At 69.9% G+C, this 21,814-nt stretch carries 18 protein-coding genes and 1 pseudogene; 11 read left to right on the top strand and 8 right to left on the bottom strand.

All coding sequences use genetic code 11. The features are described 5' to 3' along the window. The coding region (locus AB0O34_RS15520) for a Clp protease N-terminal domain-containing protein (protein ID WP_363916026.1) at positions 1-449 on the bottom strand (449 nt) is incomplete at its 3' end. A gap of 161 nt (positions 450-610) precedes the next feature. Here AB0O34_RS15520 and AB0O34_RS15515 point away from each other — a divergent pair. Continuing rightward, positions 611-1,000, top strand: coding sequence for a hypothetical protein (locus AB0O34_RS15515; protein ID WP_363916025.1), 390 nt, complete (start codon positions 611-613; stop codon positions 998-1,000). Continuing rightward, positions 993-3,617, top strand: a complete 2,625-nt coding sequence (treS, locus tag AB0O34_RS15510) for a maltose alpha-D-glucosyltransferase (protein ID WP_363916023.1) — start codon at positions 993-995, stop codon at positions 3,615-3,617. Before AB0O34_RS15515 ends, treS begins: the two co-directional genes overlap by 8 nt. A 166-nt stretch (positions 3,618-3,783) precedes the next feature. Here the strand turns inward: treS and AB0O34_RS15505 are convergent, their stop codons facing one another. Next, the gene (locus AB0O34_RS15505) at positions 3,784-4,935 is read right to left on the bottom strand and encodes a S1 family peptidase (protein WP_363916021.1); all 1,152 of its coding nucleotides are present in this window, start codon (positions 4,933-4,935) and stop codon (positions 3,784-3,786) included. A 380-nt stretch (positions 4,936-5,315) separates the two neighbouring features. Here AB0O34_RS15505 and AB0O34_RS15500 point away from each other — a divergent pair, with 380 nt between their 5' ends. After that, entirely contained in the window at positions 5,316-5,834 is a 519-nt protein-coding gene (locus AB0O34_RS15500) for a hypothetical protein (RefSeq protein WP_363916020.1), read from the top strand. A gap of 67 nt (positions 5,835-5,901) precedes the next feature. Here the strand turns inward: AB0O34_RS15500 and AB0O34_RS15495 are convergent, their stop codons facing one another. Both AB0O34_RS15495 and AB0O34_RS15490 read right to left on the bottom strand, forming a co-directional pair. Continuing rightward, a complete protein-coding gene (locus AB0O34_RS15495) occupies positions 5,902-7,389 on the bottom strand; it encodes a S1 family peptidase (RefSeq protein ID WP_363916018.1) in 1,488 nt (495 codons plus the stop codon). A gap of 85 nt (positions 7,390-7,474) precedes the next feature. Continuing rightward, a complete protein-coding gene (locus AB0O34_RS15490; protein WP_363916017.1) occupies positions 7,475-8,434 on the bottom strand; it encodes a LysR family transcriptional regulator in 960 nt (319 codons plus the stop codon). Positions 8,435-8,682: 248 nt separating this feature from the next. Between AB0O34_RS15490 and AB0O34_RS15485 the strand changes: the two genes are divergently transcribed. Further along, positions 8,683-9,798: a nitronate monooxygenase family protein gene (locus AB0O34_RS15485; protein WP_363916015.1), complete on the top strand. Its 1,116-nt coding sequence runs from the start codon at positions 8,683-8,685 to the stop codon at positions 9,796-9,798. 58 nt (positions 9,799-9,856) lie between these two features. On the opposite strand, the gene AB0O34_RS15480 is transcribed toward AB0O34_RS15485, so the two are convergent. Then, positions 9,857-11,104: an ATP-binding protein gene (locus tag AB0O34_RS15480; RefSeq protein WP_363916014.1), complete on the bottom strand. Its 1,248-nt coding sequence runs from the start codon at positions 11,102-11,104 to the stop codon at positions 9,857-9,859. A gap of 233 nt (positions 11,105-11,337) precedes the next feature. On the opposite strand from AB0O34_RS15480, the gene AB0O34_RS15475 reads away from it, so the two are divergent. Further along, a complete protein-coding gene (locus AB0O34_RS15475; protein ID WP_363916013.1) occupies positions 11,338-12,504 on the top strand; it encodes a damage-control phosphatase ARMT1 family protein in 1,167 nt (388 codons plus the stop codon). 10 nt (positions 12,505-12,514) lie between these two features. On the opposite strand, the gene AB0O34_RS15470 is transcribed toward AB0O34_RS15475, so the two are convergent. Next, positions 12,515-13,330, bottom strand: coding sequence for a crotonase/enoyl-CoA hydratase family protein (locus tag AB0O34_RS15470; RefSeq protein WP_363916012.1), 816 nt, complete (start codon positions 13,328-13,330; stop codon positions 12,515-12,517). A gap of 238 nt (positions 13,331-13,568) precedes the next feature. On the opposite strand from AB0O34_RS15470, the gene AB0O34_RS15465 reads away from it, so the two are divergent. From AB0O34_RS15465 to AB0O34_RS15445, 5 genes are all read left to right on the top strand, one after another. Beyond that, positions 13,569-15,113 carry an acyl-CoA synthetase gene (locus AB0O34_RS15465; RefSeq protein ID WP_363916011.1) on the top strand — a complete coding sequence of 515 codons (1,545 nt, stop codon included), beginning with the start codon at positions 13,569-13,571 and terminating at the stop codon, positions 15,111-15,113. Further along, complete coding sequence (locus tag AB0O34_RS15460) at positions 15,103-16,005, top strand: OB-fold domain-containing protein (protein ID WP_363916010.1); 903 nt, start codon at positions 15,103-15,105, stop codon at positions 16,003-16,005. The genes AB0O34_RS15465 and AB0O34_RS15460 overlap by 11 nt, the downstream gene beginning before the upstream one ends. An 81-nt stretch (positions 16,006-16,086) precedes the next feature. Next, positions 16,087-17,106, top strand: coding sequence for a thiolase domain-containing protein (locus AB0O34_RS15455; RefSeq protein ID WP_363916009.1), 1,020 nt, complete (start codon positions 16,087-16,089; stop codon positions 17,104-17,106). A 2-nt stretch (positions 17,107-17,108) separates the two neighbouring features. Then, a complete protein-coding gene (locus tag AB0O34_RS15450; RefSeq protein WP_363916008.1) occupies positions 17,109-18,257 on the top strand; it encodes a thiolase domain-containing protein in 1,149 nt (382 codons plus the stop codon). 35 nt (positions 18,258-18,292) lie between these two features. Next, complete coding sequence (locus AB0O34_RS15445) at positions 18,293-19,882, top strand: acyl-CoA synthetase (RefSeq protein ID WP_363916007.1); 1,590 nt, start codon at positions 18,293-18,295, stop codon at positions 19,880-19,882. Between the two features lie 127 nt (positions 19,883-20,009). Here the strand turns inward: AB0O34_RS15445 and AB0O34_RS15440 are convergent, their stop codons facing one another. Next, positions 20,010-20,507: a LysR substrate-binding domain-containing protein gene (locus AB0O34_RS15440; protein ID WP_363916006.1), complete on the bottom strand. Its 498-nt coding sequence runs from the start codon at positions 20,505-20,507 to the stop codon at positions 20,010-20,012. A gap of 100 nt (positions 20,508-20,607) precedes the next feature. Beyond that, positions 20,608-20,685, bottom strand: a pseudogene (locus AB0O34_RS15435) (hypothetical protein); the annotation flags it as partial. A 75-nt stretch (positions 20,686-20,760) separates the two neighbouring features. Here AB0O34_RS15435 and AB0O34_RS15430 point away from each other — a divergent pair. After that, positions 20,761-21,747, top strand: a complete 987-nt coding sequence (locus tag AB0O34_RS15430; protein ID WP_363916005.1) for a pyridoxal-phosphate dependent enzyme — start codon at positions 20,761-20,763, stop codon at positions 21,745-21,747. Positions 21,748-21,814 lie beyond the last annotated feature (67 nt).

The raw sequence follows: 21,814 nt of genomic DNA, 5'->3' as shown, positions 1-21,814 counted from the left end.
CCCTCGCCGCCCTCGCCGCCCTCGCCGCCCTCGCCGCCCTCGCCGCCCTCGCCGCTCTTGTCGGCGACCACGGAGGCGGGCGAGCGGTGGTCGAGGTCGCGGCCCAGCTGCTCGGGTTCGATCTCCACGGCCCGGAGCACGTGCAGTGCCAGGTTGCCGCCCTCGGCGAGCATGCCGCCCAGCAGGTGCTCGGTCCCGACGCTCGGGGCTCCGCCGGCCCGCGCCTGCTTCACGGCGAGCTTCAGCACGGTGCGCGCCCGCCCGGTGAAGTGCGACAGCCGCTCGGTGGGGTCGTCGAGGTCCAGATCGCCCAGGACCGTCTCGCGTATGGCGGTGACGCGGCGCACCGCCTGCTCCAGTGCGCGCTGGCAGACGGCCGAGACGGGCACCCCTGCCTCCTTGACCGCCTCGGCGAGCTCGTCCGGCAGGTAGACGTTGATCTTCGGCATCGCGCGCGCTCCCTATGGAGGGGTTATAGAAGGGTTATACCCCCTGTATACCCCTGAGGGGGTTACTTGTCCAGGCTGTGCGGACGGAGATAGATCAGATATCGCTACGCGCCGGAGCCCAACGGGTACCCGCCAAAGGTCGGGTCGGGCAGAATTCCTACATGGAGCCACAGCCACTCATCGTCCGGCTCGAATCCATCGACCCCGGCGAGACCGAGGCCCTCGCGCAGTGCACGCTCCGCCTGCGTGACGAGATCCTGCAGATCGACGGGGTCACCGCCGCCGAGCCCGTGCCGTCCCGCGAATCGGCCGCGGGCACCCGTGCCCCGGCGCTCATGCAAGAGGGCGCGCTCGCCATTTCCATCTACATCTGGGTGATCAGGCCGGCCGTCGCGGTGATCCGCGACTTCCTCCGGCGCAACGCGGGGAACCGTGCGCGGATCGAGTTCCCCAACGGCGAGAAGGTGACGCTCGAAGGGCGATCAGACGGATCCGCCGAGCGGCTCGTGGCCATCCTCAACGAATACGAGGACAGAGTCGACCGTGACTGAGGCGCTGGGCGAAGATCTTCGCCTGGGCGGCCACCGGCGTGCCCTGGCGGTCGCCACCGGCCACTACCGTCACCCCTCCCTGCCCGACCTGGAGTCGCCGGCCAGGGACGCCGCGATCATGCGGCGGGTGCTCTCCGACCCGCTGCTCGGCGGCTTCGACCCCGTGGGCATCCTGTACGACGCCGACCTGGTGACCGTGCGCGAGCGCATCTACGACTTCTTCGTGTCGGCCGAGCCGGACGACTTCCTGTTCGCCTACTTCTCCGGGCACGGGGTGAAGGACGCCGACGGCCGCCTCTACCTCGCCACGATCGAGACCGACCCCGAGCGACTGCTTCCCTCAGCCGTGCCCGCCGAGTACATCCGCGACTGCCTCGACAGGTGCAGGGCGCGCCGGGTGGCCATCGTCCTCGACTGCTGTTACGCCGGGGCCTTCCCGCGCAGCCGGCAGCAGCGCGGCGACCTCGAACGGGTGGTCATCGTCGCGGCCGGCGCGATCCAGCGGGCGCACGAGGCCGAGGACGAGTCGGGCCAGGCGCTCCCTTCGGTCTTCGGGAGCGCGTTCTTCGAGGGTATCGAGACCGGCGCGGCCGACGGCGACGGCAACGGGTGGGTCAGCGTGCGCGAGGCCTTCGACCACGCCCGCGAGCGGCTCCTCTACAGCGGGCGCGACCAGACGCCCACGATCGACAGCAGGGTCGGGGGAGACCTGTGGATCGCCCGGGCGCCCGTCCGGCCCGGCGTGCTCCCGGCCGACGTCGCCGCGCTGATGCACAGCGGGCGCGTCGCCGCACGGGTCATGGCGGTCGAGGAGATCGGCCTGTGGCTGCTGTCGGCGGACGCCATCCAGGTGGCGACGGCCGAGCGCGCGCTCGCGGACCTTCGTGCCGATCCTGCCGAGGAGGTCGGGCTGGCCGCGCGGCGGGCGCTCGCCCGGCACCGCGGCACGTCGGTGGTCGGCCTCGCCGAGGACACCGCGCGGGCGGCGCTCCGCGACCCCCTCTGGTACAAGAAGGCGGTCTTCTACGAGGTGCGGGTGCGGAGCTTCTTCGACTCCGACGGCGACGGGGTCGGCGACCTGCGCGGGCTCATCAACAAGCTCGACTACCTCAGCTGGCTCGGGGTGACGTGCCTGACGCTGTCCCCGGTGTTCGGCTCGCCGCTGCACGACGACGGCTACGACGTCGACGACTTTCTCGCCATAAATCCTGACCTGGGGACGCGGCAGGACTTCGTCGAGCTGATCGACGCCGCCCACCGCAAGGACATCCGCGTCGTGCTCGACCTGGTGCTCAACCACACCAGCGACCAGCACGAGTGGTTCCGCCAGTCCAGGAGCGACCCCGCCGGGCCGTACGGCGACTTCTACGTCTGGCGCGACACGGGCGAGGCCGAGGCCCCGTACGCGCGGAGCGGTGGTGACACGCGGGGCTGGACCTACGACCCGGTCCGCCGCGCCCACTACTGGCACCGGTTCCTCGCGGCCGAGCCCGACCTGAACTTCGACAACCCGGCCGTGCGGGAGGCCATGCTCGACGTCGTGCGCCACTGGCTCGACCTCGGCGTCGACGGCTACCGGCTGGTCTCCGCGCCCTATCTGTACGAGCGCGAGGACACCTCGGGCGAGGGACTCACCGAGACCCACGACTACCTGAAGCGGCTGCGCGCCGAGGTCGAGAAGCTTTATCCCGGCCGCATCCTCATGGCGGACGCCAACCGCCGGCCGACCGACGCCGCGGCCTACTTCGGCGACGGCGTGTCCGGCGACGAGTGCCACATGGTGCTCTGCACCTCGCTGATCCCGCGCATTTTCCTGGCCATCCGGCGCGAAAATCACCAGCCGGTCTCTGATGTGCTGACCCGGCTGCCCGCCATCGCGCGGAGCTGCCAGTGGGGCGTCTTCCTGCGCAACAGCGACGAGCTCTCGCTGGCCTCGCTCGACGAGCGCGAGCGTGCGTACCTGTTCCGCGAGTACGCCACGGCGCCGCGCATGCGCACCGAGACCGGCATCCGGCGGCGCCTCGCGCCGCTGGCGGACAACGAACGCAGCCTGCTGGAGCTGTGCACGGCGCTCATGATGTCGCTCCCCGGCTCTCCGGTGCTCTACTACGGCGACGAGATCGGCATGGGCGACAACCTCATGCTGCGCGGCGGCGACAGCGTCCGCACGCCCATGCAGTGGTCTCCCGACCGCAACGCGGGCTTCTCGCACAGCGAGCCCGACCGGCTCATCCTGCCCGTGCTGATGGACTCGGTCTACGGGTACCAGGCGACCAACGTCGAGGCGCAGCGGCGGAGCCGTTCGCTGCTGCACTTCACGCGGCGCATCATCGAGCTGCGCCGGCACAATCCCGCCTTCGGGGTCGGCGGGTTCGAGGAGGTCGCCTCCACCAACCCCGCCGTGTTCGCCTACATCCGCTCGCACCAGGCCGACCAGGTGCTGTGTGTGGTCAACTTCTCCAGGTTCGCCCAGTCGGCCCGGCTCGACCTCGCGGGGTACGCCAACCGCACTCCCGTGGAGGCCTTCGGAGGGTCGCGCTTCCTGCCGATCGGCCACGAGCCCTATCCCCTCAACCTGGCGGGCCACGGCTTCTACTGGCTCAACCTCCCGGCCTGACGCGGCCCGCACAGCGGCCCGTACAGCGGCCCGTACAGCGGCTCGTACGGCCGCTCGTACGGCGGGGCCCGCGCATGGGAGGGCGCCGCCACCCCATGAGGGATGGCGGCGCCTGGGTGATGCAGGGGGGTGCTTACGGGGTTCTTTCAGCCGGTCATCCGGTCGGTCAGCCGGTCACCAGGGTGAGGCCGTAGACCGACAGGATCTCGTTGACCGGCTGGAAGTAGGTGGTGCCGCCGGAGGAGCAGTTGCCGGACCCGCCGGAGGTGACGCCCTGGGCCTGGCTGCCGGAGATGAAGGAGCCGCCGGAGTCGCCGGGCTCGGCGCAGACGTTGGTGCGGGTCACTTCGTAGACCGTGCCCTGGGAGTAGGTGACGCTGGTGTTGCGCTGCTGGACGGTGCCGCAGTGCCAGCCGGTGGTCGAGCCCGACCGGCAGATCGACGCGCCGACGGCCGCGACGGTGGAGCCCTTGACCGTGACGTTGCCGTACGACACGATCCCCCTGGGCGTCCAGTTGCTGTTCACCGCGACCCACGAGTAGTCGTTGGTCGGGAAGGACGAGCCCTGGAAGGTGCCCTGCGAGACCTGGTTGTAACCGGTCGTGCTGTTGCCCGCCCTGCCGCAGTGGCCGGCGCTGACGAAGCCCGGCGTGCTGCCGCGCTTCACCGCGAAGCCGACCGAGCAGCGGGCGGAGTTGTTGATGTAATACGCGTCGCCACCGCGCACGTCGTAGAAGGTCTGCGGCGCCTCGTTCGACTGCTCGATCTTGACCATGGACTTGTCCACGCCGCTGGCGGCGACGAAGGCCTCGGCGTCCGAGGGCTTCGACGTCTGGACGACGACGCTGTTGCTCTGCACGTCGACGTACCACACCGGGCTCGACTTGGGCGTCTGGGTGGCGGCGGCCTTGTCGAGCGCGGCCTTGGCCGCGTCGAGCGTGGCGAGGCTACGGCCGACGACCTTGGCCTGGACGCCGGAGCCGGTGATGGCGGACGCGGCGGCGGCGTCGGTGGTGGCGACGGTCAGCGTGCCGGAGGTGGCTCCGCTGAGCCACGACCCGGCGAAGCTGTCGCCGAGCTGGCCCTTGACCTTGGCCTCGACGCCGGTGAAGCGGGCCTCGTTGAGCAGGCGGGACTCGGCCTGCTCCCTGCTGATGCCGAGGTCACGGCTCATCGCGTCGATCATCGCGGGAGCGGGTTGCGCTGTGACGCCGGTCGCGGCGGCTGGGGCGCGGTCTGCGACAGCTGGGGCGGCCATGATGGTGAGGACACTGACGGCTAGAGCGCATCCGGCGGTAACGGTGCGTCTGCGGAGCATGGGCTCTCCTCGGTGTTCGGGGGTGCCGTCACCGTAACTGCGCTCACGGCAGTCGCGGAGCTATCGTTTGGTCCCTATCGCCGCGTTATGGAACCCTCCGCCGCGATGCCGCGGTCTGTCCGGATTCGCCTGCCGGGCCCTCTCCCAAGATCGGGATCTCACCCGCCGCCGGGGCGTTGAGGGCGATTCACCGTGAATGGGATGGAAATTCGGCGGTCAGAAAAATAGCGGTGCTTTTTATGCTGACTTGCAGACGGAATGCGATTATGTCGCGAATCTGATCGTTGCGGTGGCCGGAGCGGAGCGGACACAATGTTCTGCCGCTTCAAAGCGAAATGCGGCCACTCTCTCCGCATCCCCCTTCCCGAGTTGGAGTAGAAATGTCAGGGTTCTCGATTCGTGCCCGTTATGCCGTGACCGCGCTGGTCATGGCGTTCTCGGGTGCTTCGATCGCCATTCTTCCGTCGGTCACCGCATCGGCGTCCACGACCGCGTCCGCGTCCACCGGCACGTCGGCACCGAAGCGCAAGCCCGCCGAGCTGGTGTTCCACGCGGATAACGTGGTGAACACCCAGCCGGCGCAGATCAAGCCGGGCGATTCATGGGTCACCTACTTCTCCCTTTCCGACGCGAAAAGGAAGCGAGCCGGTGATGGCAGTGCGCGCTGCTCGGCGGTTCAGGCGACCCCGCACGGCGTCATCGCGCAGTGCACGCGCGTGCTGCGCACGAGGCAGGGGCAGATCACGCTGCTGGGCATGGACGACTGGGCGGGCAACCCGCCGTGGACGAGCGGTGCCGCGATCACCAGCGGCACCGGGCACTACGCCGGCATGACCGGCTCGTCCCGCATCACGGTGTCCGGGCAGCACGTCATCTTCACGATCCAGCCGACGGGCTGAGGCTGGGCACGCAGAAGCGGTGCCGCCGTCCCGCGCCGGACGACGGCACCGCCTCATGCCTCGGGGCCTACGGCTTGCTCAGCCCGAAGCTGTAGGAGCCGGAGCCGCTGTAGGCGTAGATACGGTACTGGTAGTAGCCGGCCGTGCCCGAGTAGCTGATCGTCTCGTCCGGGGACGAGGTGGTGCCGCTCGCCACGTTGACCCAGGCGGAGCCGTTCCACTTCTGCAGGTAGAGGTCGAAGTCGGCGCCGGTGGGGCCGTCCAGGCAGGCTCTGTGGGTGCCGGAGACGGTCGACTGGTAGTACGTGCCGTTCGGCTGGTAGACGCTCTGCCCGCTGGTCAGGCTGCCGCTGAAGTTCTGCTGGTAGCCGCTGCAGCCGGTGGGGGGCGGGTTGCCGCCGCTGGTCTTCAGGGTCAGGCCGTACGCCGAGAGGATCTCGTTGACCGGCTGGAAGTAGGTCGTGCCGCCGGAGGAGCAGTTGCCGGACCCGCCGGAGGTGACACCCTGGGCCTGGCTGCCCGAGATGAAGGAGCCGCCGGAGTCGCCGGGCTCGGCGCACACGTTCGTCCGGGTCACTTCGGAGACCGTGCCCTGCGAGTACGTCACGCTGGTGTTGAGCTGCTGGACGGTGCCGCAGTGCCAGCCGGTGGTGGAGCCCGACCGGCAGATCGACGCGCCGACGACGGCGACGGTCGAGCCGCTGACCGTCACGTTGCCGCCGCTGCCGTTGTTGACCCACGGCTGGGGCGTCCAGTTGCTGTTGACCGCGACCCACGAGTAGTCGCTGCCCGGGAAGACCGAGCCCTGGAAGGTCCCCTGGGCGACCTGGTTGAACCCGCTCGTGGAGTTGCCCGTGCTGCCGCAGTGGCCCGCGCTGACGAAACCGTTTTGCGTGCCCTTCGTCACCGGGAAGCCGATGGAGCAGCGTGCCCCGCCGATGTAGTACGCGTCACCGCCGCGCAGGTCGTAGAAGGTCCGCGGCTGCTCGCTTGACTGCTCGATCCGTACGGCGGCCTTGTCGACGCCGCTGGCGGCGATGAACGCCTCCGCCTCCGCGGGCTGGGACGAGAGGACGACGACGCTGTTGCTCCGCACGTCGACGTACCAGACGGGGGTCGACTTGGGCGCCTGGGCGCTCACCTTGTCGAGGGCCTCCTTGGCGGCGTCGAGCGAGGCGAGGCTGCGGTCGACGACCTTGGCCTGCGCTCCCGAGCCGGTGATCGCGGAGGCGGCGGAGGCGTCGGTGGTGGCGACCGTGAGCGTGGAGGAGGTGGGCCCGCTGAGCCACGAGCCGGCGAAGGCGCCGGTGATGCTCTTGCGGAGCCTGGTCTCGACACCGCTGAGGCGCGACTCGTTGAGCAGGCGCGACTCGGCCTGCTCCGCGGTGATGCCGAGGTCCCGCTGCATCGCCTTGACGAGCTCGGGCGGGGGCTTCACGGCGGAGGTTCCAGTCGCGCCTGTGCGGGTGTGTTCTGCGACGGCCGGGGTGGCCACGAGGGTGAGAACGCTGATTGCCAGAGCGCATCCGGCGGTGACCGTGCGTCTGCGGAGCATGGAGTCTCCTCGGTGTTGGGGGGTGCCGTCACCGTAGCGGCGTCCATGCTGGTCGCGGATATATTGCTTTGCCCCTACCGCCGCGCTATGGAACCGCGCCGTACTCCGGGTTGGCGACGAGCCAGTCGGTGTAGCGGGAGCTGCGTCCTATGGCGTCCGCGTAGGCCTCCCGCGCGTGGTGCGCCAGCGAGGGGGCGGCGCGGGCGGCGATGGAGTCCGAATGCCAGCCCAGCAGGTGCCGCCACCGCAGTGGCGCCCCGGCGATCGGCATCATCACCAGCTCGGCGGTCAGCTCGAACGTCGCCTGGCACAGCGCCACGGCCTTGCCCACCTTGACCAGGTGCAGGCAGGTTCCCACGTCGGTCTCGTACATCGTCTTCGGGACGAAGCCCGCACGCGCGCACGTACCGGCGAAGCAGTCGGCGAAACAGCCGTCTCCCGGGGCCACCGCCCACGCCTCGTCCGCGAGGTCTGACAGCTCCAGCTCCTTCTCCCCGGCCATGGGGTGGTCCTTGCGGAGCAGGACGAAGACGGGGTCGGCCCCGACCACGCTCCACGTCATGATGTCGGCGGCGGGGGGCGGGGCGTCCCCGCACGTCCCGATGAGGGCGAAGTCGAGCCGGCCTGCGCTCACCATCGTGGTGAGCTCGCGTGAGGACCACGACGTACGGGTGCTGACGGGCGTGTTCGGGTGGGCGACCGTGAGCCGTTCGACCAGGCCGCCGAGTATGGGTCCGTGGGTGGCGCCGATCCGGAACCCGGGTATTCCTTCATAGGTGTTGGCGAAGCGCACCGCATCTTCTTGGAGTTCCCGCACTGCGGGCAGCAGGACGCGTGCCCGTGTCAGGACGAGTTCGCCGAGGGGGGTGGGGCGGGCGCCGTTGCGGTCACGCTCGAAGAGAGCGCCACCGAGCGTGCGCTCGATCCGTTTGAGCTGCGCGGTCAGCGATGGCTGGGCCAGCCCTAGCTGGGTGGCCGCCTTGGTGACGCTCCCTGCCTCGGCGACCGCGCGCACGATCTTGAGGTGACGGAGCTCCAGGTCCATACCGGGAACGTACGACTAACGTGTTATGTCCGCAATGCCGATATGTCACGAAATTTGACAGTAATTGGTCGGATCATGCCCAACATTTTTTCACCGTCCATGGACAGAGATGTGAGCCGCAGGACTGGAACGTGTTCCTCTCTTCTCCGCTGACGCGATCATGTTCGGGCGACCGGCAGGCCGTACCGACCAAAACTTCTAGCTAGAACGCGTTGCAGCCCTCTTCGCGGGAGCCGTACATTCGTGCCATGCGGACACGTGTCACCGACATGTTCGGGATCGAGTTGCCGATCTTCGCCTTCAGCCACTGCCGGGATGTCGTCGCCGCGGTCAGCCGCGCCGGTGGCATGGGAGTGCTCGGCGCCCTCTACTTCACTCCCGAAGAGCTCGAAATGGAGCTCAAGTGGATCGACGACCACGTCGACGGCAGGCCGTACGGCGTGGACGTGGTCATGCCCGCCTCGTACGAGGGAGCCGACCTCGGCGTCGACTCCCCAGAGGAGCTGGTCGCCAGGCTGCAGGGGATGATCCCCGACGGGCACCGCCGGTTCGTGGAGAACCTGCTGGCCGAGCACGGCGTGCCCCCGCTGTCCGGCGGGGCCGACGCGGGCAGGGTGCTGCTCGGCTGGACCGACGCCACCGCGCGGCCCCAGGTCGAGACCGCGCTGAAGCACCCGATCGCGCTGCTCGCCAACGCGCTCGGCCCGCCGCCCAAGGACGTCGTCGATCTGGCCCACTCCAAGGGGGTCAAGGTCGCCGCCCTCGCCTCCACACCGCGCCATGCCATCAAGCAGGTCGAGGTCGGCGTCGACGTGGTCGTCGCGCAGGGCACCGAGGCGGGCGGGCACACCGGCGAGATCTCCACCATGGTGCTGATCCCGCAGGTCGTGGATGCCGTCGACGTCCCTGTCCTCGCCGCGGGGGGCATCGGGTCGGGCCGTCAGATGGCCGCGGGGATGGCGCTCGGCGCCGAGGGCGTCTGGACCGGCTCGCTGTGGCTGACGGTCGAGGAGGCCGACACCCCCGAGCACGCCCGGCAGAAGATCCTGAAGGCCACCTCCCGCGACACCGTGCGGTCCCGCTCCTGGACCGGCAAGCCCGCGCGGCTGCTCAAGAACGAGTGGACCGAGGCCTGGGAGTCGGCCGAGTCACCGGGCACGCTGCCGATGCCCCTGCAGTTCATGCTGATCTCCGGGGCGCTGCGCAGGATCGGCGACTCCGACGCCGCCGAGCTGGCGACGTTCCCCGCCGGCCAGATCATCGGCTCCATGAACCAGGTGAAATCCGCCAAGGACGTGGTCTTCGGCCTGGTCGAGGAGTACATCGAGGCCATCGAGCGCCTGGACCGCCTCACGGGAGACTGATCGCGTCTCATCGAACACCAAGGGGAAGCCCTGGCCTTCGGGGCACACTTGTTCCGCGTCAGCCCGCCTGCCAGAGATACGACAGGGGAAGCGCGGTGAGCCGGTCCCCGAAGGACAGGGGGATGTCCCCGTAGTGCAAGACGTAACCGTGTACGAAGGCGTCGCCCAGCTTGTCGCGGAGCGCGGCCATGTGCTTGAAGCTCTTCGCGGTGACGGAAAGCCCTGACTTGACCTCGATGGCCACGATCCGCCCGTCCGGTGTCTCGGCTACCACGTCGATCTCGGCGTGCGTGTCTCTGAAGTGGTGAAGTTTGACGCGGCTCCGCGTCCAGCCGAGCTGTTTGGTCAGTTCATTGACCACGAAGGTTTCCGTCAGCGGACCGCGCCGGCGATCCTCCGGCCGGAGCAGTCCTCCTGGGTCCGCACCGAGAAAGTGGCAGGCGAGGCCCGTGTCCGTCAGGAAGATCTTGGGACGCCTCTTGGCGCGGGTCGCGTGGCTGGTCGACCAGGCCGGAAGCTCATGAACGAGATATGTCATGCGAAGGAAGCCGATGTAGTCATCGACGGTGCCACGTGCCAGCCCGGAGTCAGCTTGGACCTGGGAGACCACGACCTCGCCGGCAGTGCGGGCCGCGAGGAGGCGGAGTAGCCCGGGAAGTTCACTCGACCGCCGTGCACCGGTGACGTCGGCGATATCGCGCTGCGTGACCGTGCTCACCAGGCTGTCGAACCAATCGGCGCGGTCGGTTCCATCCATGCGAATGGCCTCGGGATAGCCCCCCGCGCAGATCATCGCCAGATAATCCTCTGGTTGCACCCCGGATGACCGGCCGGACCGCAGGGCTTCTGGATCGTGGAAGGCGAGGTCGAGGAAGCCGTCCGGGGCACCGTGAATCTCTCCTTGGGAGAACGGCCAGAGAGTGAAGAGCACAGCTCTCCCGGCCAAGGACTCGGAGATTCCCGGGACGGTGAGGAAGTCGGCCGAGCCCGTGAGAAGGAACTGTCCCGGAGTCCGGTCCGCGTCCACGTGCAGCTTGACCGCTCGGACGAGCGCGTCGCCGCCCAGCTGGAACTCGTCGATGGCGCGAGGAGGCGGGCCGTACCTGGTGAATCCCACGGGGTCCACAAGCGCTGCGGCCAGGAGCCTGTCGTCGTCGAGGCTTCGCAGCGCGCCGTCTCGCCCGTCCAGAACCTGTCCCACGAGTGTGGTCTTTCCAGACTGGCGCGGACCCGTGACGACGGTGACACGGAAGGCGGACAGGGCCCGGTCGATCCTGGTTCTGAGACGCCGGGGGATCTCGGGCACGGACTGGCCACCCTTCCTGATGTGAATTTCGCACAACTCCTATTGAGCATCCTGTCATAGGGATCTTGATAAAAATGTAGAATCTCTATTGTGAAAAGCGCAGATCTTGAAAAGTTCCGACCAGTACTCGCGGCCATCGAACGCCTGGACCGCCTCACGGGAGACTGATCCCGGCTTCTGGCTCGGCGTGCGGTTTACTGGCGGGTGTGACGCCGAGCGGAGGAGCTGGACGAATGCCGGAGACGATCGACGCGCCTCCCATCATGGGCAACGTGCCGGGCTCGTACGCCCTCGGGGTGTTCCGCGACCGGCATCCGGTTCTGTTGCGGCAGGTCAGGGAGGCGCTGCCGTACACCCCCGACCGGCACGAGGCGCTCGACCGGCTGGCGGACGAGGTCGCGCGCGATGTGATGGAGCCGCTCGGCGCCTCGGCGCACGACTTCGCCGCGTGGGCCGAGTGGGGGCGCGGCAAGCTCGGCGGCCGGTGGGTCGACGTGCCGTTCCTGTGGGCCGAGAGCTACTTCTATCGCAAGCTCCTCGACGCCACGGGCTACTTCGGGGACGGCCCGTGGCGGGGCGTCGACCCGTTCGGGCCGGTCAAGCAGGTCGAGCTGCAGGGCGCCGCGGTGGACGACGAGCTGTCCGCGCTGGACAAGGCCGCCACGCTCCCTGCGGAGGAGCGGGCGAAAGGGCTCCTGCTCGGGTCGCTCTGGGGCAACCGCGCCGACCTGTCGTTCAGGGTCACGCTGACGGACGAGCGCGAGCAGGTCTCCGCCCTGGTCGTCGACGACAGCGCGCTGCTGTGGTCGCTGATCCGCGACGGCGCCCCGGGGAAGATCTGCGTGCTCGCGGACAACGCCGGGCGCGAGCTGCTGCCCGACCTCATCCTGATCGACCACCTCCTGGCCGAAGGGCTCGCCGCCGAGGTGGTGCTGCACGTCAAGCCGCACCCGTACTTCGTGTCCGACGCCACGCCCGCCGACGTGGCGGCCTGCCTGCGGCGGCTCGCGGGCGCGCCGGGTCAGGCGGGCGAGGTCGGCGCGCGGCTGTGGCGGGCGGTGGGGGAGGGACGGCTCGCGCTGCGCGCCCACCCCTTCTCCTGCGCTCCGCTGCCGTACCGCGACATGCCGGACGACCTGCTCGCCGAATTCGCCTCGGCCGCCCTGACGATCACCAAGGGGGACCTCAACTACCGCAGGCTGGTCGGCGACCGGGAGTGGCCGCCGGCCACGCCGTTCCGGGACGTCACCGCGTACTTCCCGGGGCCGGTCGCCGCCCTGCGCACGCTGAAGTCCGACGTGCTCGTCGGTGTCGGCGAGCGTACGCTGGCCAGGCTGGAGGCGGCGGGAGAACCCTGGCGCACCACGGGCACGCACGCCATGATCCAGGCTCGGGCGTGAGCGCGGCGGGCTAGTCGCCCTTGTAGACGGGGGGACGCTTCTCGCGGAAGGCGCGGGAGCCCTCCTTGGCGTCGTCGGAGCCGATCACCGGCCAGCCGATGGCGTCGGAGACCTTGAGGGCCTCGGCCTCGGGCATGCCGAGGGTCTCGCGGTAGGTCCGCAGGATGGCCCGCACCGCGAGCGGCCCGCAGGCCGAGACCTGGTCGGCGATCTCGCGCGCCACCGCCAGGGCCTCACCGTCGGGCACGACGCGGTTGACCAGGCCCATCGACAGCGCTTCCTGCGCGGTGACGGCCCGGCCGGTGAGCAGCAGGTCCATGGCGAACGCGTAGGGGATCTGGCGCGGCAGCCTGATGGCGCTGCCGCCCATGGGGAACAGTGCGCGCCTGGCCTCAAACAGGCCAAGCGTCGCCGACTCCGCGACCACCCGCAGGTCAGTGCCCACCAGCAGCTCCGTGCCGCCCGCGACCGCGTAGCCCTCGACCGCGCAGATGATCGGCTTGGTGGGCAGGGTGTCGCTGTCGCGCAGCAGGCCCTTCCAGTGGAAGTCGGGGATCTCCTGGGCGCGCCTGAGCACGCGGGGGTCGCTGGACGGCGTGCCCATGGCCTTGAGGTCGGCCCCGGCGCAGAAGGTGCCGTTCGCGCCGGTGAGGATGCCGGCCCGCACGCCGGGCTCGGCGGAGATGTAGGCCCAGGCGTCGGCGAGCCCGACCAGCATGTCCGACGAGAGCGCGTTCCTGGCCTCGGGACGGTCCATGGTCACCACCACGACGTGGTCCTCACGCTCGACGCGGCAGTGTGGCGTGCTGATGGGCAGGAGCTCCATGGACACCGTCCTCATAGGTCAGGCGCCTGCCGGCCGGCCGGACGCTCGGTAGTCGTTAATCAAGCGCTTGCTCGGCTCGCGCCGGGCGGGTTAGTCTGCGGCTTGCGAACTAGAACAGATTCTTGTTCGTAACCCTCCCGTAGCGCCAGGTCTTGCCTGAATATCAGGAACGTGCTTCACTGCGGCGGATTCGGGGGACGTTGCGGACGTCAAGGCGGAACCGAACAAGGGAGTTCCGATGGGCTCGCTCGGCTTCTGGAGGCTTGCGCAGGCGGATCCCGGCTGGATCGCGGCGGTGGATCCCGACGGCACCGAATACACGGCCGGGGAGCTGCTCGCCCGGGCCAACCGCCTGGTCCACGGCCTGCGCGACCTCGGCCTGAAGGCGGGCGACGGCATCTGCGGCCTGGTGCCGAACGGAGTCGACGGCCTCACGGTGTACCTCGCCGCGCTGCAGGCGGGCTGGTACTACACCCCGGTCAACTGGCACCTCACCGGGCCCGAGATCGCGTACATCGTCTCCGACAGCGAGGCCAAGGCGTTCTTCGTCCACGAGCGGTACGCCGAGGAGGGCGCGCGGGGCGCCGAGGCGATCGAGGCGGACCGGCGGTTCTCCTTCGGCGCGATCGAGGGGTTCCGGCCGGTGTCGGAGCTCACCGTCGGACGGCCCGCCACGCTGCCGGACGAGCGTACGGCCGGCGCCACCATGCACTACACCTCCGGCACGACGGGCAGGCCCAAGGGCGTCAGGCGGCCACTGAACGGACTCGACCCGGACGACGCGGCCGAGCTGATGTCGTTCCTGCTCTCGCTGTTCGGGGTCACGGCGGGCAGGCCCAACGCCCACCTGGTCACCTCGCCGAACTACCACACGGCGGTCACGCAGTTCGGCGGCACGGCGCTGCACATGGGGCACACGCTCGTCTACATGGACAAGTGGGACCCCGAGGAGACGCTTCGGCTCTGCGAGAAGTACCGGGTGACCAACTCCCACATGGTGCCCACGCACTTCAAGCGGCTGCTCGGCCTGCCCGACGAGGTCAAGCACAGGTACGACCTCTCCTCGCTGAAGTGGATGATCCACGCCGCCGCGCCCTGCCCGGTCCCGGTCAAGTGGGCGATGCTCGAGTGGTGGGGCGACTGCATCTACGAGTACTACGCGGCGACCGAGGGCGGCGGCACCATCGCTACGCCGGAGGGGTGGAAGAAGCACCCGGGCACGGTCGGGACGGCGTGGCCGATCAGTGAGCTGCTGATCGTGGATGACGGCCACGAGCCCGTCCCCACGGGAACCCCCGGCACGATCTACATGAAGATGGCCGGCCTGCGCTTCGAGTACAAGGGCGACCCCGCCAAGACCGAGGAGAACCGGCTCAGGGACCACTTCACCGTCGGGGACATCGGCTACCTCGACGAGGAGGGCTTCCTCTACCTCTGCGACCGTAAGGCCGACATGATCATCTCGGGCGGCACCAACATCTACCCGGCCGAGATCGAGAACGAGCTGGTGATCCATCCCAAGGTGGCCGACGTCGCCGTCTTCGGCATCCCGGACGACGAGTGGGGCGAGCAGATCAAGGCCGTCATCGAGCCCGCCGCCGGCGTCGCTCCGGGGCCCGAGCTGGCGAGCGAGATCCTCCGGTCACTCGAAGGGCGGCTGGCCAGGATGAAGTGGCCGCGCTCGATCGACTTCATCCAGGAGATGCCGCGCGAGCCGAACGGCAAGCTCCTCAAGCGCAAACTCCGTGATCCCTACTGGGAGGGCCGCGACCGTGCCATCTGAACCGCTCATCGCCGAGCATGTGCTGGAGTTCCCCGGGGGGTACACCCGCACGACGGGACCGGTGATCGGGCGTTTCCTCACGGAGTTACGCGACGGGCGGATCGTCGGGGTCCGCACGGCCGACGACCGCGTGCTCGTACCGCCCCTGGAGTACGACCCGGCCACGGGCGAGGCCGTGACCGGCACGTTCGTCGAGGTCGGCCCGGCGGGCACCGTGCTCGGCTGGGCCTGGGTGGAGACGCCGCGCAAGGGACACCCGCTCGACCGGCCGTTCGCGTGGGCGCTGGTCAAGCTGGACGGCGCGGACACCTCGCTGGTCCACGCGGTGGACGCCGGTGACGTCAAGGCGATGCGGCCGGGCCTGCGGGTGCGTCCCCGGTTCAGGCCGGAAGCCGACCGGGTCGGGCACATCACCGACATATCGTGCTTCGTTCCAGAGGTCACCACGATGGTGTCGCACGTCCGCACCGAGTACCGCGTCCAGCCTGGCCGATCGCTCGCCCGCTTCCTCGAAAGCGTCCGCGAAGGCGTCTTCCTCGCCGGGCGCTGCACGCACTGCGACAAGGTCTACGTGCCCTACCGGACCACCTGCCCGCAGTGCGGCTCCTCCATCAGCGAGGAGGTGGAGCTGCCCGACACCGGCACCGTCACCACCTTCGCCATCAACAACCTGCCCGACCCCCGCGCGCCCGAGGTGCCGTTCGTCTCCGCCTACATCCTGCTCGACGGCGCGGACGTCCCGATGATCGCGCTGATGGGCGACGTGCCCGCCCACGAGGTGCGGCAGGGCATGCGCGTGAAGGCCGTCTGGGTGCCTCCCGAGGAGCGAACCCGGTCCATGACCAACATCAGGTGGTTCGCCCCCACGGGCGAGCCGGACGCCGAGCTGTGAGCGGGCCAATTTTATGTGCACGAGCTGTGAGCGAGCGAGCTGTGAGGATCGACGGCGCGAGCCGCGTGAGGGGAGGGTCGCGTGCGTGAGGTAGCGGTGGTCGCGTTCGCCCAGACCAAGCACACCGACCACGACGAGGGGCTGATCGAGCCCGAGCTGATCTCCCCGGTGATCCAGGAGGTCAAGAGGCTCTCCGGCCTGACGAGGTTCGGCTTCACCTGCTCGGGAAGCTGTGACTACCTGGCCGGGGCGCCGTTCTCGTTCGTCTCCGCGCTGGACGCCATCGGCGCCTGGCCGCCGATCTCCGAGAGCCATGTCGAGATGGACGCCGCCTGGGCCCTGTACGAGGCGTGGGTGCGCCTCCAGCACGGCGACGTGGACTCGGCGCTGGTCTACGGGTACGGCAAGTCCTCCCAGGGCGACCTGCGGGAGATCATGACGCTCCAGCTCGACCCGTACTATCTTGCGCCGCTCGGCCTCGACCAGGTCTCCTTCGCCGCCCTGCAGGCCGGCGCGCTGGGCGCCGACCCGGCCGCGCTCCGCGAGATCGTACGGCGCAGCCGCGCCGACGGCAGGGCCAACCCGTACGCGCTGGACCTTCCCGAGCCCGGCGAGGAGGGGTACGAGGTAGAGCCGCTGCGCCCGAGCGACGCCGCGCCCATCACCGACGGCGCGGCGGCGGTGGTGCTGGCCGCCGGGGACCTGGCCAGGGAACTGGTCGAACGCCCGGCGTGGATCACCGGCATCGCCCATCGGATAGAGCCGCACTACCTGGGCATGCGAGATCTCGCCCGGTCGGCCTCCGCCGCCGACGCCGCACGGGCCGCGGGGGTCGGCAAGGGGCCCGTCGAGGTCGCCGAGCTGCACGCCCAGTTCAGCCACGAGGAACTCATCCTCCGCGAGGCGCTCGGCCTGCCGCCGGACACGGTCGTCAACCCCTCCGGCGGACCTCTGGCCGCCAATCCCGTCATGGCCACCGGGCTGATCCGCATCGGCGAGGCCGCCCGGCGCATCATCGACGGCGGCGCGAGCCGTACCGTAGGCCACGCGTCGTCGGGCCCGTGCCTCCAGCAGAACCTCGTCACCGTGTTGGAGGCCTGACCATGGGAAACCGCTGCGCCGTCATCGGGGTCGGGCAGACCAAGTACCAGACCAAGCGGCGGGACGTCTCGATCGCCGGGCTGGTGCGCGAGGCCGCCCTGCGCGCCCTGGAGGACGCCGAACTGACGTTCAAGGACATCGACGCGGTCGTCATCGGCAAGGCGCCCGACCTGTTCGAGGGCGTCATGATGCCGGAGGCCTACCTCGCCGACGCGCTCGGCGCCGCGGGCAAGCCGGTGACGCGCGTCCACACCGCCGGCAGCGTGGGCGGCTCGACCGGGCTGGTCGGAGCCTCGCTCATCCAGGGCGGCGTGCACGACCGGGTGCTGGTGGTCGCCTACGAAAAGCAGTCGGAGTCCAACGCGACGTGGGCGCTGTCGACGCACCTGCCGTTCAACGCCTCGCTGGTCGTGGGCGCGGGAGGCTACTTCGCCCCGCACATCCGCGAGTACATGCGGCGGTCCGGCGCACCAGACCACATCGGCACGCTCGTCGCCGTCAAGGACCGGCGGAACGCCCTCAAGAACCCGTACGCGCACCTGAGGATCCCCGGCATCGACCGGGCGATGGTCGAGTCGACGCCGATGCTCTGGGAGCCGATCCGCTACCTGGAGACCTGCCCGTCCTCGGACGGCGCCTGCGCCATGGTGCTCGCCGCCGAGCACAAGGTGACCGGCACGCCGGCCTGGGTCCACGGCACGGCGATGCGCTCGGAGCCCATTTTCCGCGCGGACCGCGACACGGTGAACCCGCAGGGTGGCAAGGACTGCGTCGCCGACGTCTACCGCCAGGCCGGCATCACCGATCCCCGGCGCGAGATCGACGTCGCCGAGGTGTACGTCCCGTTCTCCTGGTACGAGCCGATGTGGCTGGAGAACCTGGGTTTCGCCGGGGAGGGCGAGGGCTGGAAGCTGACCGAATCGGGGGCCACGGCGCTCGACGGGGACATCCCCTGGAACGCCTCCGGTGGCGTCCTCAGCTCCAACCCCATCGGCGCGTCCGGACTGATCCGCTTCGCCGAGGCCGCACTGCAGGTCAGGGGCCTCGCGGGCGAGCACCAGGTGGACGGGGCACGCCGCGCGCTCGGCCACGCCTACGGCGGGGGCGCCCAGTTCTTCGCCATGTGGATGGTCGGGAGTGACAGACCGTGAGGGCCTTCAGCCGCGACTTCTAAGGAGTGTCCCCGATGGAGTTCAACCACGCTGATCTGTTCGAGGGATTGGCCGACGCGATCGGGGACCGCGTGGCCGTCGTCTGCGCTGACACCCGCATGACCTACGCCGGGCTGGAGGCGCACGCCAACCGCCTCGCGCACTTCCTGCGCGACCGGGGTGTGGAACCCGGGCAGCACGTCGGCATCCATCTGTACAACGGCATCGAGTACATCGCGGGGATCCTCGCGGCGCTGAAGATCAGGGCCGTGCCGGTCAACGTCAACTACCGGTACGTCGAGTCCGAGCTGCTCTATCTGTACACCGACTCCGACATCGTGGCCCTGCTGTTCGACGTGGAGTTCGACGACAGGGTGGGCGCCACCGCCCCGCGGTGTCCCAAGCTGGAGACCCTGATCGCCGTCGGCGGCACCTCGCAGGTCGAGGGCGCCGTGCCGTACGAGCAGGCCGTCGCCGGGCGGCCGGAGGGGCGTGACGGCTTCCCCGCGCGGTCGGGCGACGACGTCTACATCATCTACACCGGCGGCACGACCGGCATGCCCAAGGGCGTCATGTGGCGCACCGAGGACCTGTTCATGGCCTTCGGCGGCGGCAACCCGTACGGGGAGCCGCACCGCGAGCCGGGGCAGGTCATCGAGACGGCGAGGAACTCCGGGCCCATCGTGATGATGCCCGCCGCGCCGCTGATGCACGGAGCGGCGCAGATGGCCACGTTCATCGCCTGGTGGATGGGGGCGACCATCGTCTACACGCCGAGGTTCGACGCCTCCGAGGTGCTGCGCGCGGTCGAGCGCGAGAAGGTGCTGACCATCAACATCACGGGCGACGCGATGGCGCGCCCCCTCGCCGACGAGATCGCCGCCGGGACGTACGACCTGTCGTCGCTCATGGTCCTGAGCTCGACCGGGGCCATCCTCACAGGCGCGGTGCGCGAACGGCTGCAGGAACTGCTGCCGAACGTGATGATCATCGACAGCTTCGGCTCGACGGAGTCCGGCTACACCGCCTCGGCCGTGGCCGGCTCGTCCCCGGAGTCCGGGCTGAAGTACCAGCCCAACGCGAGCGCCACGCTGGCCGTGCTGAACGACGCCCTCGAACCCGTGAAGCCGGGGTCCGGCGAGATGGGGACCGTGGCCAAGACGGGCAGCATCGCCTTCGGGTACTACAACGACCCCGACAAGACGAACAGGACTTTCGTCACCGACGCCGAGGGGACGCGCTGGCTGCTCACCGGGGACCTCGCCAAGATAGAGGACGACGGGACGATCCTGGTCTTCGGGCGCGGCTCGCAGTGCATCAACAGCGGCGGCGAGAAGGTCTTCCCCGAGGAGGTGGAGGCCGTGCTCAAGGGTCACCCCGCCGTGTTCGACGCCGTCGTGACCGGGATCCCGGACGAGCGCTGGGGCAGCCGCGTCGCCGCCGTGATCGAGCCCAGGGAGGGGGCCCAGCCGACGGTCGAGGAGCTGGACGCCCACTGCAGGGGCAAGCTGTCGGGATACAAGGTCCCGCGGACCTACGCCTTCGTGGACCGCATGGTCCGCTCACCCGCGGGCAAGGCCGACTACCGCTGGGCCAGGGAGACCGTCCAGGCGGCGCTCTCCTGAGCCTGCCGGTGCCATCTGGTCTAGTTCGCCGCGCTGGGTCGCGCTCTCAGGCCTTGCGCACGCCGTCGCCGGCGAACGCCGCCACGGCGCCGAGGCCGATGGTACTACCGGCCGGTCACGACGGTTTCTACCACTCACCGGTCACGGCGGCTTGTCGCGCGGTGTCGGCCAGGGCGCGGAGAAGGGCGGCCGTCGCGGGTGGGTCGGGGGGCTCTCCGTAGGTGGCCGCGAAGACGTGCCTGGTGGAGCCGGGGAGCTCGCGGACCTCCACGCCGGCGTGGCGATGCGCGGACAGCGCGAGCCGGGGGAGCGCGGTCACCCCCAGCCCAGCCGCGACCATCGCCTGCACAGCCACGTAGTCGTCGGTCGTGAACGCGATCGCGGGCTCGAACCCCACCCGCGCGCACAGCTCCAGGAGGTGGAGGCGGCACCGGTCGCATCCCGCGATCCACTTGGATCCGGCGTGGGCCGCGAGCGTGCCCGCCGTGGGCGTCGCCGACGAGGTGACCAGGAAGCTCGGATCCTCGAACAGCGCGGTCAGGCGCACCCCTTTGTCCTCGGGCGCCGCTCCGGCGTAGCGAAGCCCCTCGTCGTCGTGCGGGCTCCCGGCGTAGTGAAAGGTCACCGCGACGTCTACCTGCCACGCCCGGCCCGCTGGACGAGCTTCGCCCCGTCTCCGCTTCCAGCCGGGCCAGATGATGGCTCACCGAGGGCTGGGAGTAGTGCAGCTCTCTGGCCGCCGCCGTCACCGAACCGTTCCTCGCCACGGCATCGAGGACGCGCAGACGCAGGACATCGAGCATCCATCAACCGTATCTATGGAACATGGCGCGTGTTGGCATTGGACCTATGGATGACGGTGCCCGAGCGTGGTATCCGTGCATACGACATCGCCATCCATCACCGACGTCCTCGACGCCGCGCGGCTGATCGCTCCACACCTGCCGGAGACCCCCATGTGGTCGTATCCGGTGCTGGACGAGCGGCTGGGGACCGAAACGCTCGTCAAGCACGAGAACGCCCAGCCCACCGGCGCGTTCAAGGTGCGAGGAGGGATCAACCTGCTCGCCCGCATGCCCGAGGACCAGCGGGCGGCCGGCGTGCTGACCTACTCCACCGGCAACCACGCCCAGTCGATCGCGTACGCGGCCCGCATCTTCGGCGCCCCCTGCACGATCGTGATGCCCGAGAACCCGAACCCCGCCAAGGTCGCGGCGGTCGAGGCCCTCGGCGCGACCGTGGACATCAAGGGCGCCACGATGGTCGAGGCGGGCGAGTACGCGGTCACGCTCGCCGCGGACCGGGGGAACCGCCTGATCAGCCCCGCCGACGAGCCCGGCCTGATCGCCGGGGTCGGCACGCTTTACCTGGAGATGCTGACCCGGCGGCCGGACCTCGACGCGATCTTCGTCCCGGTGGGGTCGGGTACGGGCGGGGCGGGCGCGTGCCTGGTCGCCAAGGCGATCGCGCCCCGGTGCCGGGTGATCGCCGTGCAGTCGTCGCTCGCCCCGGCCGCTCACGACTCGTGGCGGGCGGGCGAGCCGGTCAGGCGGCCGGTGGGGACCGTGGCGGACGGGCTCGCCACCGGCTCGGCCTTCGCGCTGCCCCAGGCGATCATGCGGGATCTCGACGATTTCACGCTGGTCACCGATGACGATCTCCGCCTCGCCCAGTGGGTGCTGCTCTCGGAGGCGCACACGCTCACCGAGCTTGCCGGGGCCGCCGCTCTGGCGGCTCTCATCAGCCGGAAGGAGGAGTTCGCGGGACGCAAGGTCGGGGTGGTCTGCAGCGGTGCCAACGCCGGCCCGGCCGAACTCCAGCGCGTGCTCTCCGGGGGCTCTTCCTCGCCTGCGGCCCACGGCTGACCGGCCATGTCCGTGCCGACGGCACGGGGGCTTCCGGCGCGACCGGCCGCGCCCTCCGAACCAGCTC

Origin of the sequence: Sphaerisporangium sp. NPDC088356 (assembly GCF_040685555.1) — a bacterium.
Taxonomy (GTDB): Bacteria; Actinomycetota; Actinomycetes; order Streptosporangiales; family Streptosporangiaceae; genus Sphaerisporangium.
The sequence above is the reverse complement of the archived record's forward strand: the minus strand, read 5'-3'. Positions and strand labels throughout refer to the sequence as shown.

Excerpts from the sequence above, each read along its gene's own strand:
- AB0O34_RS15515 (WP_363916025.1), top strand. The coding sequence starts at position 611 with ATGGAGCCACAGCCACTCATCGTCCGGCTCGAATCCATCGACCCCGGC.
- AB0O34_RS15505 (WP_363916021.1), bottom strand. The coding sequence starts at position 4,935 with ATGCTCCGCAGACGCACCGTTACCGCCGGATGCGCTCTAGCCGTCAGT.
- AB0O34_RS15500 (WP_363916020.1), top strand. The coding sequence starts at position 5,316 with ATGTCAGGGTTCTCGATTCGTGCCCGTTATGCCGTGACCGCGCTGGTC.
- AB0O34_RS15495 (WP_363916018.1), bottom strand. The coding sequence starts at position 7,389 with ATGCTCCGCAGACGCACGGTCACCGCCGGATGCGCTCTGGCAATCAGC.
- AB0O34_RS15490 (WP_363916017.1), bottom strand. The coding sequence starts at position 8,434 with ATGGACCTGGAGCTCCGTCACCTCAAGATCGTGCGCGCGGTCGCCGAG.
- AB0O34_RS15485 (WP_363916015.1), top strand. The coding sequence starts at position 8,683 with ATGCGGACACGTGTCACCGACATGTTCGGGATCGAGTTGCCGATCTTC.
- AB0O34_RS15475 (WP_363916013.1), top strand. The coding sequence starts at position 11,338 with ATGCCGGAGACGATCGACGCGCCTCCCATCATGGGCAACGTGCCGGGC.
- AB0O34_RS15470 (WP_363916012.1), bottom strand. The coding sequence starts at position 13,330 with ATGGAGCTCCTGCCCATCAGCACGCCACACTGCCGCGTCGAGCGTGAG.
- AB0O34_RS15465 (WP_363916011.1), top strand. The coding sequence starts at position 13,569 with ATGGGCTCGCTCGGCTTCTGGAGGCTTGCGCAGGCGGATCCCGGCTGG.
- AB0O34_RS15450 (WP_363916008.1), top strand. The coding sequence starts at position 17,109 with ATGGGAAACCGCTGCGCCGTCATCGGGGTCGGGCAGACCAAGTACCAG.
- AB0O34_RS15445 (WP_363916007.1), top strand. The coding sequence starts at position 18,293 with ATGGAGTTCAACCACGCTGATCTGTTCGAGGGATTGGCCGACGCGATC.